The sequence below is a fragment of the Blautia sp. An81 genome, assembly GCF_002161285.1.
Lineage (GTDB): Bacteria > Bacillota > Clostridia > Lachnospirales > Lachnospiraceae > Blautia > Blautia ornithocaccae.
Window position 1 is genome coordinate 21,871 of sequence record NZ_NFHH01000004.1, and the last position, 17,466, is coordinate 39,336.

A 17,466-nucleotide genomic window follows, 5' to 3' on the forward strand; every position below is an offset into this window, starting at 1 on the left:
GTGGAAATATGTACCGTTTTTTTGCAGATCCTGCTCAGATAGGAGAAAAGCAGATTTCTATTACAGGCAGTGATGTAAATCATATAAAAAATGTCCTCCGTATGCGTCAGGGAGAAGAAATCCTGATCAGCGACGGAGGCAGCAAAGAATATACCTGTTATATCCAGGAGCTTCACGAAGAAGAGATCCTGGCTCACATTATGTATGTTCAGGAGGCAGGCTACGAACTGCCCTCTAAATTGTATCTCTTTCAGGGACTGCCTAAAGGAGATAAGATGGAGCTGATCATTCAGAAGGCCGTGGAACTTGGGGTCCACCAGGTGATCCCTGTGGCTTCCAAGCGTGCGGTGGTGAAACTGGATAAGAAAAAAGAAGAGAAAAAACTGGCCAGATGGCAGGCTATAGCAGAAAGTGCAGCCAAACAGTCTAAAAGAATGTATATTCCTGAGATTAAAGAGGTTATGAACTTTCAGGAGGCTGTCCAGTATGGGGCCCAGCTGGATGTGGTTCTGCTGCCTTATGAGCTGGCAAAAGATATGAAACACACAAGAGAAATCCTGGGACAGATTGCCAGGGGCCAGTCTGTGGGCATTTTTATCGGTCCGGAAGGCGGCTTTGAAGAAGAGGAAGTAAAACTGGCGGTTTCCGGGGCTGATGCCCAGGTGATCACTTTGGGAAAAAGGATACTGAGAACAGAGACTGCAGGTCTTGCGGTATTGTCTGTTCTGATGTTTGCATTGGAGGAATAGAAATGGAGGCATATCTGGATAATTCTGCTACTACCAGATGCTATGAGGCAGTGAAGGATATTGTGGTAAAGACTATGATGGAAGACTACGGAAATCCTTCGGCCATGCATTTAAAAGGCGTTCAGGCAGAGAATTATGTGAAAGAGGCGGCCAGGAAGATTGCAAAGACTCTGAAAGTACAGGAGAAAGATATATACTTTACTTCCGGAGGAACGGAGTCAGATAACTGGGCGCTGATCGGCACAGCCATGGCCAATCAGAGAAGGGGAAAGCATATTGTCACAACGGTTTTTGAACACGCAGCAGTATCTGCTCCTGTGGAGTGGCTGGAAGAACAGGGATTTGAGATTACCAGGATACCTGTGGATGAACAGGGAAATCTGTCTCTGGATGAGCTGTCTGCAGCCATAAGAGAGGATACGATCTTGGTGTCTGCCATGTATGTAAATAATGAACTGGGAGCCCTTCTGCCTGTGGAAGAAGTGGGCAGCCTTATCAAAGAGAAAAATCCGGAGACTCTTTTTCATGTAGATGCTATCCAGGCTTATGGCAAGTACAGGATTTATCCGAAGAAAATGAAGATTGACCTGCTTTCTGTAAGCAGCCATAAGATACACGGCCCCAAAGGCGTGGGATTTCTGTATATAGGCGATAAGGTGAAAATCCATCCCCTGATTTTGGGAGGAGGACAGCAGAAAGGCATGCGTTCAGGTACTGACAATGTACCGGGAATCGCCGGAATGGGAGAAGCCGCTAAAATCATATATGAACATCTGGATGAAAATACAGCTCATATGAGAGAGCTGAAAGAATATTTTGCCGGAGAGCTTGAAAAGCTGGAAAACGTGGTAATCAACGGCCCGGAACCTTCCAAAGGAGCTCCCCATATTTTAAATGTCAGCTTCCCGGGAGTGAGAAGCGAAGTGCTCCTTCATGCTCTTGAAGACAAAGGAATTTATGTCTCCGCAGGCAGTGCCTGCTCCAGCCACAAAAGGACAGGAAGCGCCTCTCTTGGGGCCATAGGTCTGAGTCCGGAGAGAAAAGAGTCCGCTGTTCGTTTCAGTTTCAGTGAATTTACTTCCAGGGAGGAACTGGACTATACCCTGGAGTCACTGAGAAGTCTTCTTCCCATGCTGCGGAGATATGCAAGAAAATAAAAGGAGAAAATTTGTATGTATAAGGCTTTTTTGATCAAATACGCAGAAATCGCTATTAAAGGAAAAAACCGTTATATCTTTGAGGATGCTCTGGTAGACCAGATCAGATATCAGCTGAGAAATGTAGAAGGCACTTTCAAGGTAGTAAAAGAAATGGGGCGTATCTTTGTATATCCCCAGGGCGATTTTGACTACGAGGAAGCTGTAGAGGCCATGAAACGGGTTTTCGGCATTTACGGCATCTGCCCTGCAGTGGTCCTGGAGGACCAGGGATTCGAACAGCTTTCTAAAGATGTGGCAGACTATGTGAAAAAGGTTTACGGGGAAAAATCCCTGACTTTTAAAGTAAATACCAGAAGAAATAAGAAAACCTATCCGATGCAGTCTATGGAGGTCAGCAGCGAGCTGGGAAGCGTGATCCTGGATGCCTGCCCCAATATGAAAGTAGATGTTCACAACCCTCAGGTGACAGTGAATGTGGAAATCAGGAATAAAATATATCTCTATTCTGAGAATATACCAGGACCTGGAGGTATGCCTCTGGGAACCAACGGAAGGGCTATGCTCCTGCTTTCAGGAGGAATCGACAGTCCTGTGGCAGGCTATATGATCGCTAAAAGAGGCGTGACCATTGACGCTGTTTATTTCCATGCGCCGCCATATACCAGCGAGCGTGCAAAGCAGAAGGTCATCGATCTGGCAAAACTGGTATCCAGGTATGCAGGACCTATTCGGCTTCATATCGTGAACTTTACAGATATCCAGCTTTATATTTATGACAAATGCCCTCATGAAGAACTGACCATCATCATGCGCCGGTATATGATGAAGATTGCAGAAGAATTTGCAAAGAAAGACGACTGTTTGGCACTGGTAACAGGGGAGAGTATCGGACAGGTAGCCAGCCAGACGATCCACAGCCTTGCAGCTACCAATGAGGTCTGCACTATGCCTGTATTCCGGCCTCTGATCGGCTTTGATAAACAGGAAATCGTAGATGTAGCTTTAAAAATCCAGACTTATGAGACATCTATCCTGCCCTACGAGGACTGCTGTACAATTTTTGTGGCCAAACATCCGGTGACCAAGCCTAATATCCAGGTGATCAAAAAATCTGAAGAGCGGCTCCAGGAAAAGATTGAGGATATGCTGAAAGAAGCAGTGGAGACTGCAGAAACGGTACTTTGTGAAGAATAAGGGGTAATATACCTTATTGCACCCTGAACGGAGGAATTTTATTCTATAGGAGGGTTGGAATACTTTCCTATAGAATAAAAAAGCTGCCGCATAAAGCGGCAGCCTTTTATATAAGTTCTGAGATTATACTAAGTATGGTTTTAATGTTTCTAAGATTTCATCAAGAGCGGCATCTGCTGCATGGATATTTAAGTCGATAGCTTTAGATAAATCTAAAGAAAAGATGCCCATGATGGACTTAGCATCGATTACATATCTACCGGAAACTAAATCGAAATCATAATCAAATTTTGTAATGTCATTTACAAAAGATTTAACTTTGTCGATAGAGTTCAGTGAAATTTTAACTGTTTTCATTGGAAAAATCCTCCCTTACCTCATTTTTAGTAATTGCATTTACAAGGATTATGTTACCGTTATTGGCAGAAAAAGTCAATATGAAAAAGGGAAAAATAAAACACAAAGAATCTGGTGACAATTCGTCAAAACGCTTAATGTATGGAGATAATAATAATGGAGAATATAAGAAAAAGAGTAGCATTGCACAATTTAGGATGCAAGGTTAATGCCTATGAAATGGAGGCTATGGAGCAGGACCTGAGGAAAGCAGGATACGAAATCGTACCCTTTGCCCCCGGAGCAGATGTATATATTATCAATACCTGCACGGTGACGAACATTGCTGACAGAAAGTCCAGACAGATGCTCCACAGAGCCAGAAAGATGAACCCTGAGGCCATTGTCATTGCCGCAGGATGTTATGTCCAGGCTCAAAAGGACTCTGAAAAAGTAGATGAAGCCATAGACATTGTACTGGGGAACAACCGAAAGCAAGAACTGCTGGATATTCTGGAAAATTATCACAAGGGACAGGGCCAGGAAAAGGTCCTGATGGATCTGGAAAAGCCAGTGGAATATGAAAATCTGGAACTTTCTTCCACAGGAGAACATACCAGAGCCTATCTGAAGGTACAGGACGGCTGCAATCAGTTCTGCAGCTACTGTATTATTCCTTACGTACGGGGACGGGTGCGTAGCAGGAAAAAAGAAGAGGTATTGGAAGAGGTAAGACGTCTTGTAGATAACGGCTACCAGGAATTTGTCCTTACTGGTATCCATTTGAGCTCCTATGGGATTGACATAGGAGAAAGCCTGCTGGGGCTGCTCCAGGCCGTCCATCAGATAGAAGGGGTAAAACGGATCCGTCTGGGCTCCCTGGAACCCAGGATCATTACAGAAGAATTCGGAAAAGCTCTGGGGAGTATGGAGAAAATCTGTCCCCATTTTCACTTATCACTTCAGAGTGGCTGCAATGAAACACTGAAGAGGATGAATCGGAAATATACGGCGGAAGAATATATGGAAGGATGCCGTATCCTGCGGAAATATTTCGAGAATCCGGCTCTTACCACAGATGTCATCGTGGGATTTCCTCAGGAAACAGAGGAAGAATTTGAAGCATCCAGAAAGTTTGTGGAGCAGGTAAACTTTTATGAGACTCATATATTTAAATACTCCAGAAGAAAAGGTACCAGGGCAGACCGTATGGAGGGACAGGTAGCCGAAGAGGAAAAGAACCGGAGGAGCCGTGTGCTTATTGGGATGGGAAAGGCTCATGAAAGAAACTATATGGAAAGTTTTCTGGGAAAAGAAGTAGAAATCCTTTTTGAGGAAACTGCAGAAATACAGGGAGAAACATATTGGACAGGACATACAAGAGAGTATCTGAAGACTGCGGTTAAAGCCAGTGAGAACCTGGAAAACCGCATAATGACAGCAACTGTTACAGGTTTTCTCCAGGATGGCATCTTTATTTGCAGAATATAATAGTTGAATTTCCGGGGAAGATATATTAGAATAAAGGTATAGTTGCAGTTGTATGTCCTTTTTTATCCCAGAGGGCTATAGCAGATTAGAACGAATTTTAGAGATAAGGGCGTGAATTGAGTATGGCAAATTTAGAGAATACACAATATTTTAATGTAAAATCAGACCCGGAAGTGAGAGTGAAAGAAGTTCTGGATCTGGTATATAATGCGATGTCAGAGAAAGGGTATAATCCGGTGAACCAGATTGTGGGCTATATTATGTCCGGAGACCCTACTTATATTACCAGCCATAAGGGAGCCAGAAGCACTATCATGAAAGTGGAGCGTGATGAGCTGGTAGAAGAGCTGCTGAAAGAATATATCAAGAATAAGTCCTGGAAACACGAATAAGCTATGAGGATCATGGGACTTGATTATGGCTCTAAGACCATAGGAGTGGCTATCAGCGACCCTATGGGACTGACAGCCCAGGGTTTGGAAATTATCAGGAGAGAAGAGGAAAACAAGCTTCGGAAATCTCTGCGGAGGATTGAAGAATTGGTACAGGAGTATCAGGTGGAAGAGATTGTTCTTGGTTTTCCTAAAAATATGAACAATACTATCGGTGAACGGGCAGAGAAATCACTGCAGCTAAAGGAAACCCTGGAACGCAGACTGGGATTGCCCGTTGTTATGTGGGACGAAAGACTTACAACCGTAGAGGCGGACCGCACATTGATCGAAGCAGGTGTGCGAAGAGAAAACAGAAAGAAATATGTGGATATGATAGCAGCTGTATTTATTCTGCAGGGCTATTTAGATGCAAAAGCAAACCCGGATACCGTTTGATTTCTGCTGGCAACGAGTCTCCGGGTTATGTGTATGCCTGAAAAACAAAAAGAAAGGACGAATGTATGGAAACAGTAGTATTTGATGGAGAGGACGGATCTGAATTAGAATTCGGGATTTTGGAACAGACCAGAGTGGGAGGAATAAATTATCTCCTGGTCATTGATCCAGATGAGGCAGAAAATGAAAACGGAAGTGCGGCGTACATTTTAAAGGACATTTCAGAGGACGGCGACAAAGACGGCTGCTATGTATTCGTAGAGGATGATACAGAATACGATGCGGTTTACAAGGTCTTTGCAGCCATGTTAGAGGACATTGAGTTTGAATAGTGTCATAAAATGACAGGAACGGAAATTATCGGAGGAATAACATTGAAAAGAAATCATAATGGAAAATTGAAGATCATTCCTTTGGGCGGACTGGAACAGATAGGAATGAACATTACAGCTTTTGAGTATGAAGATAGTATCGTTGTGGTAGACTGTGGTCTTTCTTTCCCGGAAAATGATATGCTGGGAATCGACCTGGTCATCCCTGACGTGAGCTACCTTAAAGAAAATATTGATAAAGTAAAGGGATTTGTGATCACCCATGGGCATGAGGACCATATTGGCGCCCTGCCCTATGTTTTGAAGGAAGTAAATGTACCGATTTATGCTACGAAACTGACCGTAGGACTTATTGATAATAAATTAAAAGAGCATAATTTACTGAGAACTACCAAGAGAAAAGTAATCAAACACGGACAGTCCATTAATCTGGGATGTTTCCGGATTGAATTTATCAAGACAAACCACAGTATTCAGGATGCTTCTGCCCTGGCAATCTATTCTCCGGCAGGAACTGTCATCCATACAGGAGACTTTAAAGTGGACTATACCCCTGTATTCGGAGATGCCATTGATCTGCAGAGATTTGCGGAGATTGGGAAAAAAGGCGTCCTGGCCCTGATGTGTGACAGTACAAATGCGGAAAGAAAAGGATTTACCATGTCTGAAAGGACGGTGGGAAAGACCTTTGATAATATTTTTTCTGAACACCGGAATACCAGGATCATTATTGCTACCTTTGCGTCTAACGTAGACAGAGTGCAGCAGATTATTAATTCTGCTTATAAGTATGGAAGAAAGGTAGCTGTGGAAGGGCGGAGTATGGTAAATGTTATTGGCACTGCCCAGGAGCTGGGATATCTGCAGGTTCCGGACAAGACCCTTGTAGAGATCGATCAGATTAAAAACTATCCGGATGATAAGGTAGTCCTGATCACTACAGGAAGCCAGGGTGAGTCTATGGCAGCCCTTTCCCGTATGGCGGCTAATATCCATAAAAAAGTTACCATCAAACCAAATGATACCATTATTTTTAGTTCGAATCCTATTCCGGGAAATGAGAAAGCAGTATCGAAAGTTATCAATGAGCTGAGCAGAAAAGGTGCAGATGTAATCTTCCAGGATGCCCATGTTTCCGGACATGCCTGTCAGGAAGAGATTAAGCTTATCTATTCTCTTGTAAAACCCAAGTATGCCATACCAGTCCATGGAGAGTACCGACATTTAAAAGCACAGGCGGGAATTGCAAGAGAACTGGGTATTCCTAAGGAAAATATCTTTATCCTCTCTTCCGGAGATGTTCTGGAGCTGAATGAGCAGGAACCAGCCAGAGTAACTGGAAAAGTCCGTACAGGAGCAATCCTGGTAGATGGACTGGGCGTAGGAGATGTTGGAAATATTGTTTTGAGAGACCGTCAGCATTTGGCAGAAGACGGTATTATGATCGTTGTCCTTACACTGGAGAAACACAGCGGAAATCTGCTGGCAGGTCCGGACATCGTATCAAGAGGTTTTGTATATGTTCGAGAATCGGAAGATCTGATGGACGAAGCCCGTATTGTGGTGGAAGACGCCATTGATGTGTGCCTGGATAAGCATATTACAGACTGGGGAAAGATTAAGAACATCATTAAAGATTCCCTGGGAGATTTCCTGTGGAAACGGACAAAGAGAAATCCGATGATCCTGCCGATCATTATGGAGGCGTAAAGAATGAGCTTTATTGATACCTGTACAGAAATGCTGATTTCAGCGATCAAAAACGGCAGTGTTTATAAACAGTACTGCGTGGCTCTGGAAGCAGTAAATAAGATACCTGGTCTGAAAGAACAGGTGGATGATCTGCGCCGTATGAATTACAGGGTCCAGAATGAGTATGAGGATAAGAATCTGTATGAGGTTATTGACGATCTGGATGAAAAAATGGAAGAGCTGTGCAAGATTGAGGAAGTAAATCAATTTCTGGAGGCTGAGTTGGCACTGTGCAAGCAGCTTCAGGGAATCAGCACGGCCATTCACCAGGGAATTAATCTGGATGTTCCGGAATTATCGTAGACCAAGGAGAATACTATGGGAAAACAAGTCAGAAAACAGAAAAAATCATCCATTGTAGCCGGAGGGTTTTTCCGTTTTGCCCTTTATCTGATCATAGCCATAGCAGTGATCTATATTGGAAAATCTGCATATGACTTTGGATACGACATTTTTTATCAGCAGCCTATGGATTCAGAAGAAGAGGGCAGAGACATTACCGTGGTGGTGGAAGATGGGGATTCCGTATATCAGATAGGGAAAACTCTGGAGAACAGAGGACTTATCCGTGATGCGAAAGTGTTTGTGGTTCAGGAGAAGCTTTCTAATTACAGCGGCAAGCTCCAGACGGGAACTTATATACTCAATACCAGTATGACCCCGGATGAGATGATGGAGATTCTGTCCAGAGAGAATATAAAGGGACAGCCCAATCAGACTCAGGAGGATGGTACTGCCCAGGAAGGAAGCTCTGACATCCAGAATGGAACCGATGCTGACGCAGAAGAAACCCAGGAAGAGGGAGGAACTGGAGAGTGATCGTAGACGAGAGGTTAGTCACCTATATCAATTCCCTGGACAGGGGAAATACAGACTTCCTCAATCAGCTGGAAATGGAGGCTCTCAGAGACCATGTACCCATTATCCGGCGGGAGACACAGAGTCTTTTGAAAGTTCTCCTGGAGCTTACAGCTCCCTCAAGGATTCTGGAAGTAGGGACAGCCGTGGGATTTTCTGCGCTTCTTATGAGTACTTACGGTCCGGGAGAATGCAGGATTACCACTATTGAAAATTATGAGAAACGGATATCAGCAGCCAGAGAGAATTTTAAAAAGGCTGGAAAAGAAAAGCAGATTACCCTTTTAGAAGGAGATGCCCAAAAGGTTCTGAAGACTCTTGAGGAACCTTTTGACTTTATTTTTATGGATGCGGCAAAGGGACAGTATATCCATTTTCTGCCGGACATTCTGCGCCTTCTTGTAAAAGGAGGAATTCTGATTTCTGACAATGTGCTCCAGGATGGAGATATTATCCAGTCCCACTTTGCAGTTGAGAGAAGGAACAGAACGATTTATAAACGTATGAGAGAGTATCTCGGTACGCTGAAGAACAGCAGCGAGCTGGAGACCGCCATTCTCCCTCTGGGAGACGGAGTGGCCCTCAGCGTAAGAAAGTAACAGGAGGAGAGAAATGAGGGAAAAACCGGAATTGCTGATTCCAGCAAGCAGCCTGGAGGTGCTGAAAATTGCAGTCATCTTTGGGGCTGATGCGGTATATATCGGCGGTGAAGCTTTCGGACTTCGGGCAAAAGCCAAGAACTTTTCTATGGAAGATATGAAGGAAGGTATTGCTTTCGCCCATGAGCATGGGGTGAAGGTTTATGTTACCGCCAATATCCTGGCTCACAATGAAGATCTTCCCAAGGTACGGGAATATTTTCAGGAGCTGAAGGAAATAAGACCGGACGCTCTGATCATTTCGGATCCGGGAATTTATATGATCGCTAAAGAGGTATGTCCTGAGACTGAAAGACATATCAGTACCCAGGCCAACAATACCAATTACGGAACTTATCTGTTCTGGTGGAATCTGGGAGCAAAAAGAGTGGTCAGCGCCAGGGAGTTGTCTCTTGAGGAAATCCGGGAAATCCGGGCCCACATTCCTGATGAGATGGAGATAGAGACTTTTATCCACGGAGCTATGTGCATTTCTTATTCCGGCAGATGTCTTCTTTCCAATTTTTTTACAGGAAGAGATGCTAACCGGGGAGCCTGCACCCATCCCTGCCGTTGGAAATATTCCATTGTGGAAGAGACCAGACCTGGAGAATATATGCCGGTTTATGAAAATGAGAGGGGAACCTATATCTTCAATTCGAAAGATCTGTGCATGATCGAGCATATGGACGATATTCTTGCCAGCGGCATTGACAGCCTGAAGATTGAGGGTAGAATGAAAACGGCTCTTTATGTGGCAACAGTTGCCAGGACTTATCGAAAGGCAATAGATGATTATCTGGAGGATCCGGCTAAATATCGGGAAAATATGCCCTGGTATCAGGAACAGATCAAAAGCTGCACCTACCGTCAGTTTACCACTGGATTTTTCTATGGAAAGCCCGACGAGACCAGCCAGATTTATGATAATAATACTTATGAAAAAGGATATACCTATCTGGGAATTGTCTGGGAGATAAAGGAAGGTCTGTGCAGGATTGAGCAGAGAAATAAGTTCTCTGTGGGAGAGACTGTTGAGATTATGAAGCCAGATGGCAGAAATATGCCGGTGACGGTGGAGAAAATTCTCAATGAAGAAGGACAGGAACAGGAGAGCGCGCCTCATCCTCAGCAGGTACTCTATGTAGCCCTCAGCCAGATGCCTGAGAAATATGACATTCTGAGAAGAAAAGAAGAGTAGAGATTTTTATATGTGCTTTGTACCGGATACAAATAAGGACCAGAAAAATTTGTATCCGGCATAGAGGCTGATCAAAAGTGTTCCCGCAGTTTCAGAAGAGCATTTTTTTCAATACGTGACACATAAGAGCGGCTGATATTCAGCCGCTTTGCTATTTCCCTCTGGGTCATTTCCTCCTTGCCGTAAAGACCATAGCGGAGGGTGATGATCTCCTGCTCTCTTTGAGAGAGGATTTTAGGGATAAGCTGATACAGATAGTCAATATCCTGTTTCAGAGAATAATTTTTTACCACATCTACAGGTTCTGTTTCAATCACATCCAGAAGGCTGATCTCATTCCCCTCTTTGTCTGTGCCGATGGGCTCATAGAGGGAAACTTCTTTACTGGATTTTTTCTTTGAACGAAGAAGCATAAGGAGCTCATTGTCAATACATCTTGCCGCATAGGTTGAGAGTCTGCTTGCTTTTTGAAAATCAAAGGTCTGAATGGCTTTGATCAGACCAATGGTTCCAATAGAGATCAGATCATCCAATTCTTCCGCAGCTCCCTGATATTTTTTTACAATATGTGCAACCAGTCGTAGATTTCGCTGAATCAGAATGTCTTTCGCTTCCAGGCTGCCCTGTTTGTATTCCTGAAGATAATATCTTTCCTCTTCCGGAGTCAGGGGCTTTAGAAATGTTTTCACACAAGCATACCTCGGAGGAATTTAATTATAGTTTATGTGAAGAGAGACGATTTAGTGCTTTTCCACTGTAAATTCCCCGATTTCTCGGAAAAGAAAGAAGAAATACGTCTTGCTGCCCTGGGAAAATAAGGCTATAATCATACATAAATACAACATCTGAATTTCTGGCGTTTCTGCCAAAAAATCCATTGGATCAAAACTGAAAACAATTAAGACTAAGGGGATATTATGCATTTACAGCGGGAATATACCCCGGAAAAGGAGGTATTATGTACAGCAGCGTTTTATCAGCCACGATTTCCGGTGTGGAAGGCGTGCCGGTGCTGGTGGAGGCAGATGTAAGCGGAGGTCTGCCAGTCTTTTCTATGGTAGGATATCTTTCTTCCAGAGTGAGAGAAGCCCAGGAGCGGGTGTGGACAGCACTTCGCAATACTGGTCTGACCTTTCCGCCCAAAAGAATCACAGTAAACCTTTCTCCGGCAGATATACGGAAAGAGGGAACCAGATTTGACCTTCCTATTGCGGCAGCTCTTCTGGGAGCTTTTGGATATCTGGAGCATGAGAAACTTCAGGGAGTATGTATGGCAGGAGAGTTGGGGCTCAACGGAGAGATCAAAGGCGTACGGGGAATCCTGCCTATTGTGGATACAGCAGTCAAAAACAGGTGCCCTTTGTGTATTGTTCCTTCTGCAAATCTGGCAGAAACAGCCGGATTCTGTGGAATCAAAGTCCTAGGCGTCAGCAGCCTGGAAGAATTTCTGGAGCTGGCAAAGCTGGAAGACTGGGGCGCCAGTCTGGTTTCAGAACCGGAAAGTAAAGAGGAGAAAGATGAGGAGTATCAGGATGACTTTTCCGATATATTAGGCCAGGAAGCGGCTAAGCGGGCAGCAGTTATTGCAGCAGCCGGTTTCCACAATATCCTTTTTATCGGAACTAAAGGTGCCGGAAAAACTATGATCGCAACCAGACTCCCCACCATATTCCCTGAGCTTGACAGGGAAGACAGTATGGAGCTTTCCAGGATATACAGTGTGGCAGGACTTCTTGGAGGAGAAAGAACCAGGATCAGAACCCGCCCTTTCCGCAGCCCTCACCACACAGCTACAGCAAAGGCTCTGGCCGGAGGAGGGGCCTATCCTACGCCGGGTGAGATTACTCTGGCTCATAAAGGCATACTGTTTCTGGATGAGCTTCCTGAGTTTTCCAGGTCTGCTCTGGAAATTCTGCGGCAGCCTCTGGAACAAAGAAAGATTTTTATTTCCAGAGTCCATGGAAATTATGAATTTCCTGCAGATTTCCTTCTGGCAGCCGCTATGAATCCCTGCCCCTGCGGCTATTATCCAGATAGGAACCGCTGTGCATGTACCAGACATCAGGTGGAAAACTACCTGGGAAAAATCAGCGGACCTCTTCTGGACCGGTTTGACATCTGTACAGAAATGAGAGAAGTACCTGGGGAAAAACTAAAACATCGGTCTGCTGGGAAGACCTCTGAAGAAATCCGCAGAGAAGTCCTTCGGGTCCATGAAATACAAAAAGAACGGTACAAAGGAACAGAAATTACCTTCAATAGCCGGCTTTCCGGAAAAGAAACGGAGAAATTCTGTATAACAGATAAAAATGCAGGAAGACTGTTGGGGAAGGTTTATGAAAAACTGGGGCTCAGCGTCAGAGGATACTATAAAATATTGAAAACTGCCAGGACCATTGCGGATCTGGAGGGCAGCGAGAAAATCAGAGAAAACCATATCAGTGAAGCAGTCTGCTACCGCTCTATAGATAAAAAATATTGGAAATAAAAAAGAGGAGGGGACATATGATGGAACAAAGAGACAGGGCGTGGATATGCAAGAGAGAAGACAGGCAATATCCGAAGAAACTGCAGTATTATGATTCCATGCCAGAGGTACTCTATATCAGAGGAGAACTGCCGGAGCCAGATAAGCCTGTGGTGGCTATAGTAGGCGCCAGAGCATGCAGCAGATACGGAGAGCATCAGGCCTATAGATTCGGAAAAATACTGGGAGAAAATGGGGTACAGGTCATCAGCGGCCTGGCCAGAGGCGTAGATGGGATGGCCCATAGAGGCGCTCTGGATGCAGGTGGAAAGACCTTTGCAGTCATGGGCTGCGGAGGTGATATCTGCTATCCTCCGGAACACAGAGAACTGTATGAGAGGATGAAAGAGGGAGACGGCGGAATCCTGTCAGAATTCCCGGACGGGACGCCTCCTTACGGAAGAAATTTTCCCAGAAGAAACAGGATCATCAGCGGCCTGGCAGACCTGGTCCTGGTAATCGAAGCCAGAACCAGGAGCGGTTCTCTTATTACAGCCGGCTATGCCCTGGAGCAGGGAAAGACAGTTTACGCTTTGCCGGGAAGAGTGGGAGATGCATTAAGCGAAGGCTGCAACCAGCTTATTGCAGACGGGGCGGGGATTGCCTGCTCTCCGGAAATGCTGCTGGAAGAAATAGGGATAAGGGCTGAAAGGAAAGTTAATTTCAGGCAAAATTCAAAGATAAGACTTGCAAGCCAGGAAGAAATGGTGTATAGTTGTCTGGATTTCCAACCAAAGAATATAGAAGATATTTATCAGGAAACACGTTTAGATACAAGAGTAATTGCAGAAGTTTTATTGAAATTGGAACTTGACGGGCTGGTTACAGAGCCTGTTAAGAATTACTATGCCAGAGCAGGAGGTTGACATGGCGAAATATCTGGTAATTGTGGAATCACCGGCAAAGGTAAAGACAATTAAAAAATTTCTGGGCTCAAATTATGAAGTAATGGCCTCTAACGGTCATGTGCGGGATCTTCCCAAGAGCCAGCTGGGGTTTGACGTAGAACATGATTATGAGCCTAAATATATTACAATCCGTGGTAAGGGAGATATTCTGGCTGCCCTGCGTAAAGCGGCAAAGAAAGCAGATAAGGTCTACCTGGCAACGGACCCTGACCGGGAAGGAGAGGCTATATCCTGGCATCTCTCCTATGCCCTGAAACTGGATAAGAAAAAAATGCGCAGGATTACCTTTAATGAGATTACAAAAAGTGCGGTGAAGGCTTCCATTAAACAGGCCAGGGATATTAATATGAATCTGGTAGACGCCCAGCAGGCCCGAAGAGTACTGGACCGTATGGTGGGCTATGAGATCAGTCCATTGCTTTGGGAAAAAGTAAAAAGAGGCCTCAGCGCAGGAAGAGTTCAGTCCGTGGCCCTGCGCATCATTGGAGACAGGGAGGAAGAGATCAATAACTTTATTCCCGAAGAATACTGGACCCTGGACGGAGAGTTCAATGTAGAAGGGGAGAAAAAGCCCCTGATCGCCAAATTTTACGGAAACAAAAATAAAAAGATAACCATACATTCTAAGGCAGAGCTGGACAAGATCCTGAAGGAACTCCAGGGAGTGACTTATAAAATTGCAGAAGTAAAGAAAGGTGAGAGGAGTAAAAAGGCTCCTTTACCCTTTACTACCAGTACCCTTCAGCAGGAGGCATCCAAGGTGCTGAACTTCTCAACTCAGAAGACTATGAGACTGGCTCAGCAGCTTTATGAAGGTGTGGATATAAAGGGAAGCGGCACGGTAGGTCTGATTACGTATCTGCGTACAGATTCTACTCGTATTTCGGAAGAAGCAGACCGGACTGCCAGAGAATATATTGCAGAGCAGTATGGACAGGAGTATGTGGCAGAGCCGGAAAAGAAAAATGATAACGGAAAACGTATTCAGGATGCTCATGAGGCCATCCGTCCTACGGATATTTCCAGACTGCCTGCCCAGGTAAAAGAGTCCCTGTCCAGAGACCAGTTCCGCCTGTATCAGCTGATCTGGAAGCGGTTTGCGGCCAGCAGGATGCAGCAGGCAAAATATGAGACGACTTCGGTAAAGGTACAGGGCGGGGAGTATTATTTCACCGCAGCGGCTTCTAAACTGAAATTCGATGGTTTTATGACTGTATATACACAGGATGATGAGGAGAAGCAGGAGAATCAGCTTCTGGCCAAAAACCTGGAAGAAGATACAGAGATCAGCCTGAAAGGATTAAAAGAGCTTCAGCATTTTACCCAGCCGCCGGCTCATTACACGGAAGCAGCTCTGGTAAAGACTCTGGAAGAACTGGGAATCGGAAGGCCAAGTACCTATGCGCCTACGATCACGACTATTATTGCAAGAAGATACGTGGCAAAGGAAAATAAGAATCTGTATATGACAGAGCTGGGTGAAGTGGTAAATAATATTATGAAAGAAGCTTTCCCCAGTATTGTGGATGTATATTTTACTGCTACCATGGAACAGCTTCTGGACAGTGTGGAAGAAGGAAAGGTACAGTGGAAGACGGTTATCCGCAACTTCTATCCGGACCTGGAAGAGGCAGTGAAAAAGGCCAGACAGGAGCTGGAACAGGTGAAGATCGAGGATGAGGTTACCGATGTGATCTGTGAACAATGCGGAAGAAACATGGTGGTAAAATACGGTCCTCATGGGAAATTTCTGGCATGTCCGGGATTTCCTGAGTGCAAAAATACCAAGCCTTATCTGGAAAAAATCGGTGTTCCCTGTCCTATTTGCGGAAAAGACGTGGTGATTAAGAGAAGTAAAAAGGGCAGGATATATTATGGATGTGAAAACAATCCGGACTGTGAATTCATGTCCTGGCAGAAGCCATCCAGAGAAAAATGCCCTTCCTGCCACAGCTATATGCTGGAAAAGGGAAACAAGCTGGTATGTTCAGATAAACAGTGCGGTTATGTGATGATGAAGCCTAAGGAAAAAACTGCAGAGGACAGCATTGCATAATATACGATTAAAAGGAGTTTTCCTGAAACAGAAGAGGTTTTTCTGCTTCGGAGAACTCCTTTTTTCTGCAGAACAGTCCTTCGGACTTATTCCGTTTTGCCTCAGAGCAGGGAGTAAATCCGGAAGATACTGAAGAATATAGAAAATAGTCTGGAAAAAGAGAAAACATTTCTTGATGAAGGAATTATTAGAAAACAGATAAAAAGACTGAAAATAGAAAAACTATACATTGATTTCAGAATAGTTGTATGCTAAAATAAATCATATAAACAGAAAGTATAGTTGCCGTCAGACTGTCAGCTTGTAATTTAAGTTGCCTTATTTTCCTTGTGCTGGAGCTCAGACATCTGTTTGCTTTCCGGTACAGGGAGGGTAACAAGATCATAAGAAAGGAGGTTCGCCATGAGCGTACAATTATTAGACAAGACCAGAAAAATCAACAAGCTGCTTCACAACAACCATGCGTCTAAGGTTCTTTTTAATGATATCTGTGAAGTCATGGTAGAGACATTGGATTCAAATATTCTGGTGATCAGCAGGAAGGGAAAGGTACTGGGCGTCGGTGCATGCCCTGGAGTAGAAAAAATAAACGAACTGATTGATAGCGAGGTAGGCGGTTATATTGACAAGCTGCTAAATGAAAGACTTCTGGGAGTATTATCCACAAAGGAAAATGTAAACCTGGAGACGCTGGGATTTGAAAGTGAGAATATCGGCCAGTATGTAGCCATTATCAGCCCTATTGATATTGCTGGAGAGAGGCTTGGAACTCTGTTTATGTACCGCAGTGAAAAGCCTTATGATATTGAAGACATTATCGTAAGTGAGTATGGCACTACAGTGGTAGGCCTGGAAATGATGCGGTCTGTACATGAGGAAAATGCAGAGGAAAACAGGAAAATCCAGGTGGTAAAATCTGCTTTTAATACCCTGTCATTTTCAGAACTGGAAGCAATCATTCATATTTTTGATGAACTGGACGGAGATGAGGGGATTCTGGTAGCCAGCAAGATTGCAGACCGTGTGGGAATCACCCGATCAGTTATTGTCAACGCACTGAGAAAGTTTGAAAGTGCAGGAGTTATTGAGTCCCGTTCTTCCGGCATGAAGGGAACCTATATCAAGGTACTCAATGAAGTGATTTTTGATGAACTGGAAGAAATTAAAAAACGAAAATTAGTGAAGAAATAAACATCGAAAGAGAAAAGGAGCCTTTCCTCAGAAATTGCTGATAAAGGAGTTTTTGAGGAAAGGCTCTTTTTCTTGGGATACACAAACAATGCTTATATTCTTACAATAAATTAACAGAAAAATAATAAAGATAAGAAAACAAAAGAAAAAATGAGATAAGATGAGATATAAGCATAATAAATGCAAATATACAGGTATAAATCCGGTTGCGAAAAAGTAATAAATTAACTAATATATGACTAT

At 44.1% G+C, this 17,466-nt stretch carries 18 protein-coding genes; 16 read left to right on the plus strand and 2 right to left on the minus strand.

Annotation, left to right across the window (positions count from 1 at the left end; all coding sequences use genetic code 11):
- The first annotated feature begins 8 nt into the window (after nucleotides 1-8).
- From B5G33_RS05020 to thiI, 3 genes are read left to right on the plus strand one after another with little or no spacing between them, the layout of a single operon-like run.
- The gene (locus B5G33_RS05020; protein WP_087416927.1) at nucleotides 9-749 is read left to right on the plus strand and encodes a 16S rRNA (uracil(1498)-N(3))-methyltransferase; all 741 of its coding nucleotides are present in this window, start codon (nucleotides 9-11) and stop codon (nucleotides 747-749) included.
- 2 nt (nucleotides 750-751) lie between these two features.
- A complete protein-coding gene (locus tag B5G33_RS05025) occupies nucleotides 752-1,906 on the plus strand; it encodes a cysteine desulfurase family protein (protein WP_087416928.1) in 1,155 nt (384 codons plus the stop codon).
- A gap of 15 nt (nucleotides 1,907-1,921) precedes the next feature.
- Nucleotides 1,922-3,103, plus strand: a complete 1,182-nt coding sequence (gene thiI, locus B5G33_RS05030) for a tRNA uracil 4-sulfurtransferase ThiI (RefSeq protein WP_087416929.1) — start codon at nucleotides 1,922-1,924, stop codon at nucleotides 3,101-3,103.
- A 123-nt stretch (nucleotides 3,104-3,226) separates the two neighbouring features.
- On the opposite strand, the gene B5G33_RS05035 is transcribed toward thiI, so the two are convergent.
- Nucleotides 3,227-3,460 carry an HPr family phosphocarrier protein gene (locus B5G33_RS05035; protein ID WP_087269932.1) on the minus strand — a complete coding sequence of 78 codons (234 nt, stop codon included), beginning with the start codon at nucleotides 3,458-3,460 and terminating at the stop codon, nucleotides 3,227-3,229.
- A gap of 156 nt (nucleotides 3,461-3,616) precedes the next feature.
- Between B5G33_RS05035 and mtaB the strand changes: the two genes are divergently transcribed.
- The 9 genes from mtaB (at nucleotide 3,617) to B5G33_RS05080 (ending at nucleotide 10,541) form a co-directional block, all read left to right on the plus strand.
- Nucleotides 3,617-4,930: a tRNA (N(6)-L-threonylcarbamoyladenosine(37)-C(2))-methylthiotransferase MtaB gene (gene mtaB / locus B5G33_RS05040; protein WP_164496688.1), complete on the plus strand. Its 1,314-nt coding sequence runs from the start codon at nucleotides 3,617-3,619 to the stop codon at nucleotides 4,928-4,930.
- A gap of 122 nt (nucleotides 4,931-5,052) precedes the next feature.
- Nucleotides 5,053-5,322, plus strand: coding sequence for an IreB family regulatory phosphoprotein (locus B5G33_RS05045; protein ID WP_087269935.1), 270 nt, complete (start codon nucleotides 5,053-5,055; stop codon nucleotides 5,320-5,322).
- A 3-nt stretch (nucleotides 5,323-5,325) separates the two neighbouring features.
- A complete protein-coding gene (gene ruvX, locus B5G33_RS05050) occupies nucleotides 5,326-5,760 on the plus strand; it encodes a Holliday junction resolvase RuvX (protein WP_087416930.1) in 435 nt (144 codons plus the stop codon).
- Nucleotides 5,761-5,825: 65 nt separating this feature from the next.
- Entirely contained in the window at nucleotides 5,826-6,092 is a 267-nt protein-coding gene (locus B5G33_RS05055) for a DUF1292 domain-containing protein (RefSeq protein ID WP_087269940.1), read from the plus strand.
- Between the two features lie 42 nt (nucleotides 6,093-6,134).
- Nucleotides 6,135-7,802: a ribonuclease J gene (locus B5G33_RS05060; RefSeq protein ID WP_087417022.1), complete on the plus strand. Its 1,668-nt coding sequence runs from the start codon at nucleotides 6,135-6,137 to the stop codon at nucleotides 7,800-7,802.
- A gap of 3 nt (nucleotides 7,803-7,805) precedes the next feature.
- Nucleotides 7,806-8,147: a YlbF family regulator gene (locus B5G33_RS05065; RefSeq protein ID WP_087269943.1), complete on the plus strand. Its 342-nt coding sequence runs from the start codon at nucleotides 7,806-7,808 to the stop codon at nucleotides 8,145-8,147.
- A 15-nt stretch (nucleotides 8,148-8,162) separates the two neighbouring features.
- Entirely contained in the window at nucleotides 8,163-8,663 is a 501-nt protein-coding gene (locus B5G33_RS05070) for an endolytic transglycosylase MltG (protein ID WP_087269946.1), read from the plus strand.
- A complete protein-coding gene (locus B5G33_RS05075) occupies nucleotides 8,660-9,301 on the plus strand; it encodes an O-methyltransferase (RefSeq protein WP_087416931.1) in 642 nt (213 codons plus the stop codon). Before B5G33_RS05070 ends, B5G33_RS05075 begins: the two co-directional genes overlap by 4 nt.
- Before the next feature lie 13 nt (nucleotides 9,302-9,314).
- Entirely contained in the window at nucleotides 9,315-10,541 is a 1,227-nt protein-coding gene (locus B5G33_RS05080; RefSeq protein WP_087269951.1) for a peptidase U32 family protein, read from the plus strand.
- Between the two features lie 71 nt (nucleotides 10,542-10,612).
- Here B5G33_RS05080 and sigK read toward each other — a convergent pair whose 3' ends face one another.
- Complete coding sequence (gene sigK / locus B5G33_RS05085) at nucleotides 10,613-11,230, minus strand: RNA polymerase sporulation sigma factor SigK (RefSeq protein ID WP_087269954.1); 618 nt, start codon at nucleotides 11,228-11,230, stop codon at nucleotides 10,613-10,615.
- A gap of 269 nt (nucleotides 11,231-11,499) precedes the next feature.
- Between sigK and B5G33_RS05090 the strand changes: the two genes are divergently transcribed.
- The 4 genes from B5G33_RS05090 (at nucleotide 11,500) to codY (ending at nucleotide 17,223) form a co-directional block, all read left to right on the plus strand.
- Nucleotides 11,500-13,029 (plus strand): YifB family Mg chelatase-like AAA ATPase, encoded by a 1,530-nt coding sequence (locus B5G33_RS05090; RefSeq protein ID WP_087269957.1) that lies wholly within the window; start codon nucleotides 11,500-11,502, stop codon nucleotides 13,027-13,029.
- A gap of 17 nt (nucleotides 13,030-13,046) precedes the next feature.
- Nucleotides 13,047-13,934 carry a DNA-processing protein DprA gene (dprA, locus tag B5G33_RS05095; protein WP_242971290.1) on the plus strand — a complete coding sequence of 296 codons (888 nt, stop codon included), beginning with the start codon at nucleotides 13,047-13,049 and terminating at the stop codon, nucleotides 13,932-13,934.
- 1 nt (nucleotide 13,935) lies between these two features.
- Nucleotides 13,936-16,032: a type I DNA topoisomerase gene (gene topA, locus B5G33_RS05100; RefSeq protein WP_087269960.1), complete on the plus strand. Its 2,097-nt coding sequence runs from the start codon at nucleotides 13,936-13,938 to the stop codon at nucleotides 16,030-16,032.
- Between the two features lie 402 nt (nucleotides 16,033-16,434).
- The gene (gene codY, locus B5G33_RS05105) at nucleotides 16,435-17,223 is read left to right on the plus strand and encodes a GTP-sensing pleiotropic transcriptional regulator CodY (RefSeq protein ID WP_087269963.1); all 789 of its coding nucleotides are present in this window, start codon (nucleotides 16,435-16,437) and stop codon (nucleotides 17,221-17,223) included.
- Nucleotides 17,224-17,466: the final 243 nt, after the last annotated feature.

Coding starts and splice junctions, on each gene's coding strand:
- B5G33_RS05065 (WP_087269943.1), top strand. CDS start 7,806: ATGAGCTTTATTGATACCTGTACAGAAATGCTGATTTCAGCGATCAAA.
- B5G33_RS05055 (WP_087269940.1), top strand. CDS start 5,826: ATGGAAACAGTAGTATTTGATGGAGAGGACGGATCTGAATTAGAATTC.
- thiI (WP_087416929.1), top strand. CDS start 1,922: ATGTATAAGGCTTTTTTGATCAAATACGCAGAAATCGCTATTAAAGGA.
- B5G33_RS05080 (WP_087269951.1), top strand. CDS start 9,315: ATGAGGGAAAAACCGGAATTGCTGATTCCAGCAAGCAGCCTGGAGGTG.
- B5G33_RS05090 (WP_087269957.1), top strand. CDS start 11,500: ATGTACAGCAGCGTTTTATCAGCCACGATTTCCGGTGTGGAAGGCGTG.
- B5G33_RS05025 (WP_087416928.1), top strand. CDS start 752: ATGGAGGCATATCTGGATAATTCTGCTACTACCAGATGCTATGAGGCA.
- B5G33_RS05035 (WP_087269932.1), bottom strand. CDS start 3,460: ATGAAAACAGTTAAAATTTCACTGAACTCTATCGACAAAGTTAAATCT.
- topA (WP_087269960.1), top strand. CDS start 13,936: ATGGCGAAATATCTGGTAATTGTGGAATCACCGGCAAAGGTAAAGACA.
- ruvX (WP_087416930.1), top strand. CDS start 5,326: ATGAGGATCATGGGACTTGATTATGGCTCTAAGACCATAGGAGTGGCT.
- B5G33_RS05045 (WP_087269935.1), top strand. CDS start 5,053: ATGGCAAATTTAGAGAATACACAATATTTTAATGTAAAATCAGACCCG.
- B5G33_RS05020 (WP_087416927.1), top strand. CDS start 9: ATGTACCGTTTTTTTGCAGATCCTGCTCAGATAGGAGAAAAGCAGATT.
- dprA (WP_242971290.1), top strand. CDS start 13,047: ATGATGGAACAAAGAGACAGGGCGTGGATATGCAAGAGAGAAGACAGG.
- codY (WP_087269963.1), top strand. CDS start 16,435: ATGAGCGTACAATTATTAGACAAGACCAGAAAAATCAACAAGCTGCTT.
- B5G33_RS05070 (WP_087269946.1), top strand. CDS start 8,163: ATGGGAAAACAAGTCAGAAAACAGAAAAAATCATCCATTGTAGCCGGA.
- mtaB (WP_164496688.1), top strand. CDS start 3,617: ATGGAGAATATAAGAAAAAGAGTAGCATTGCACAATTTAGGATGCAAG.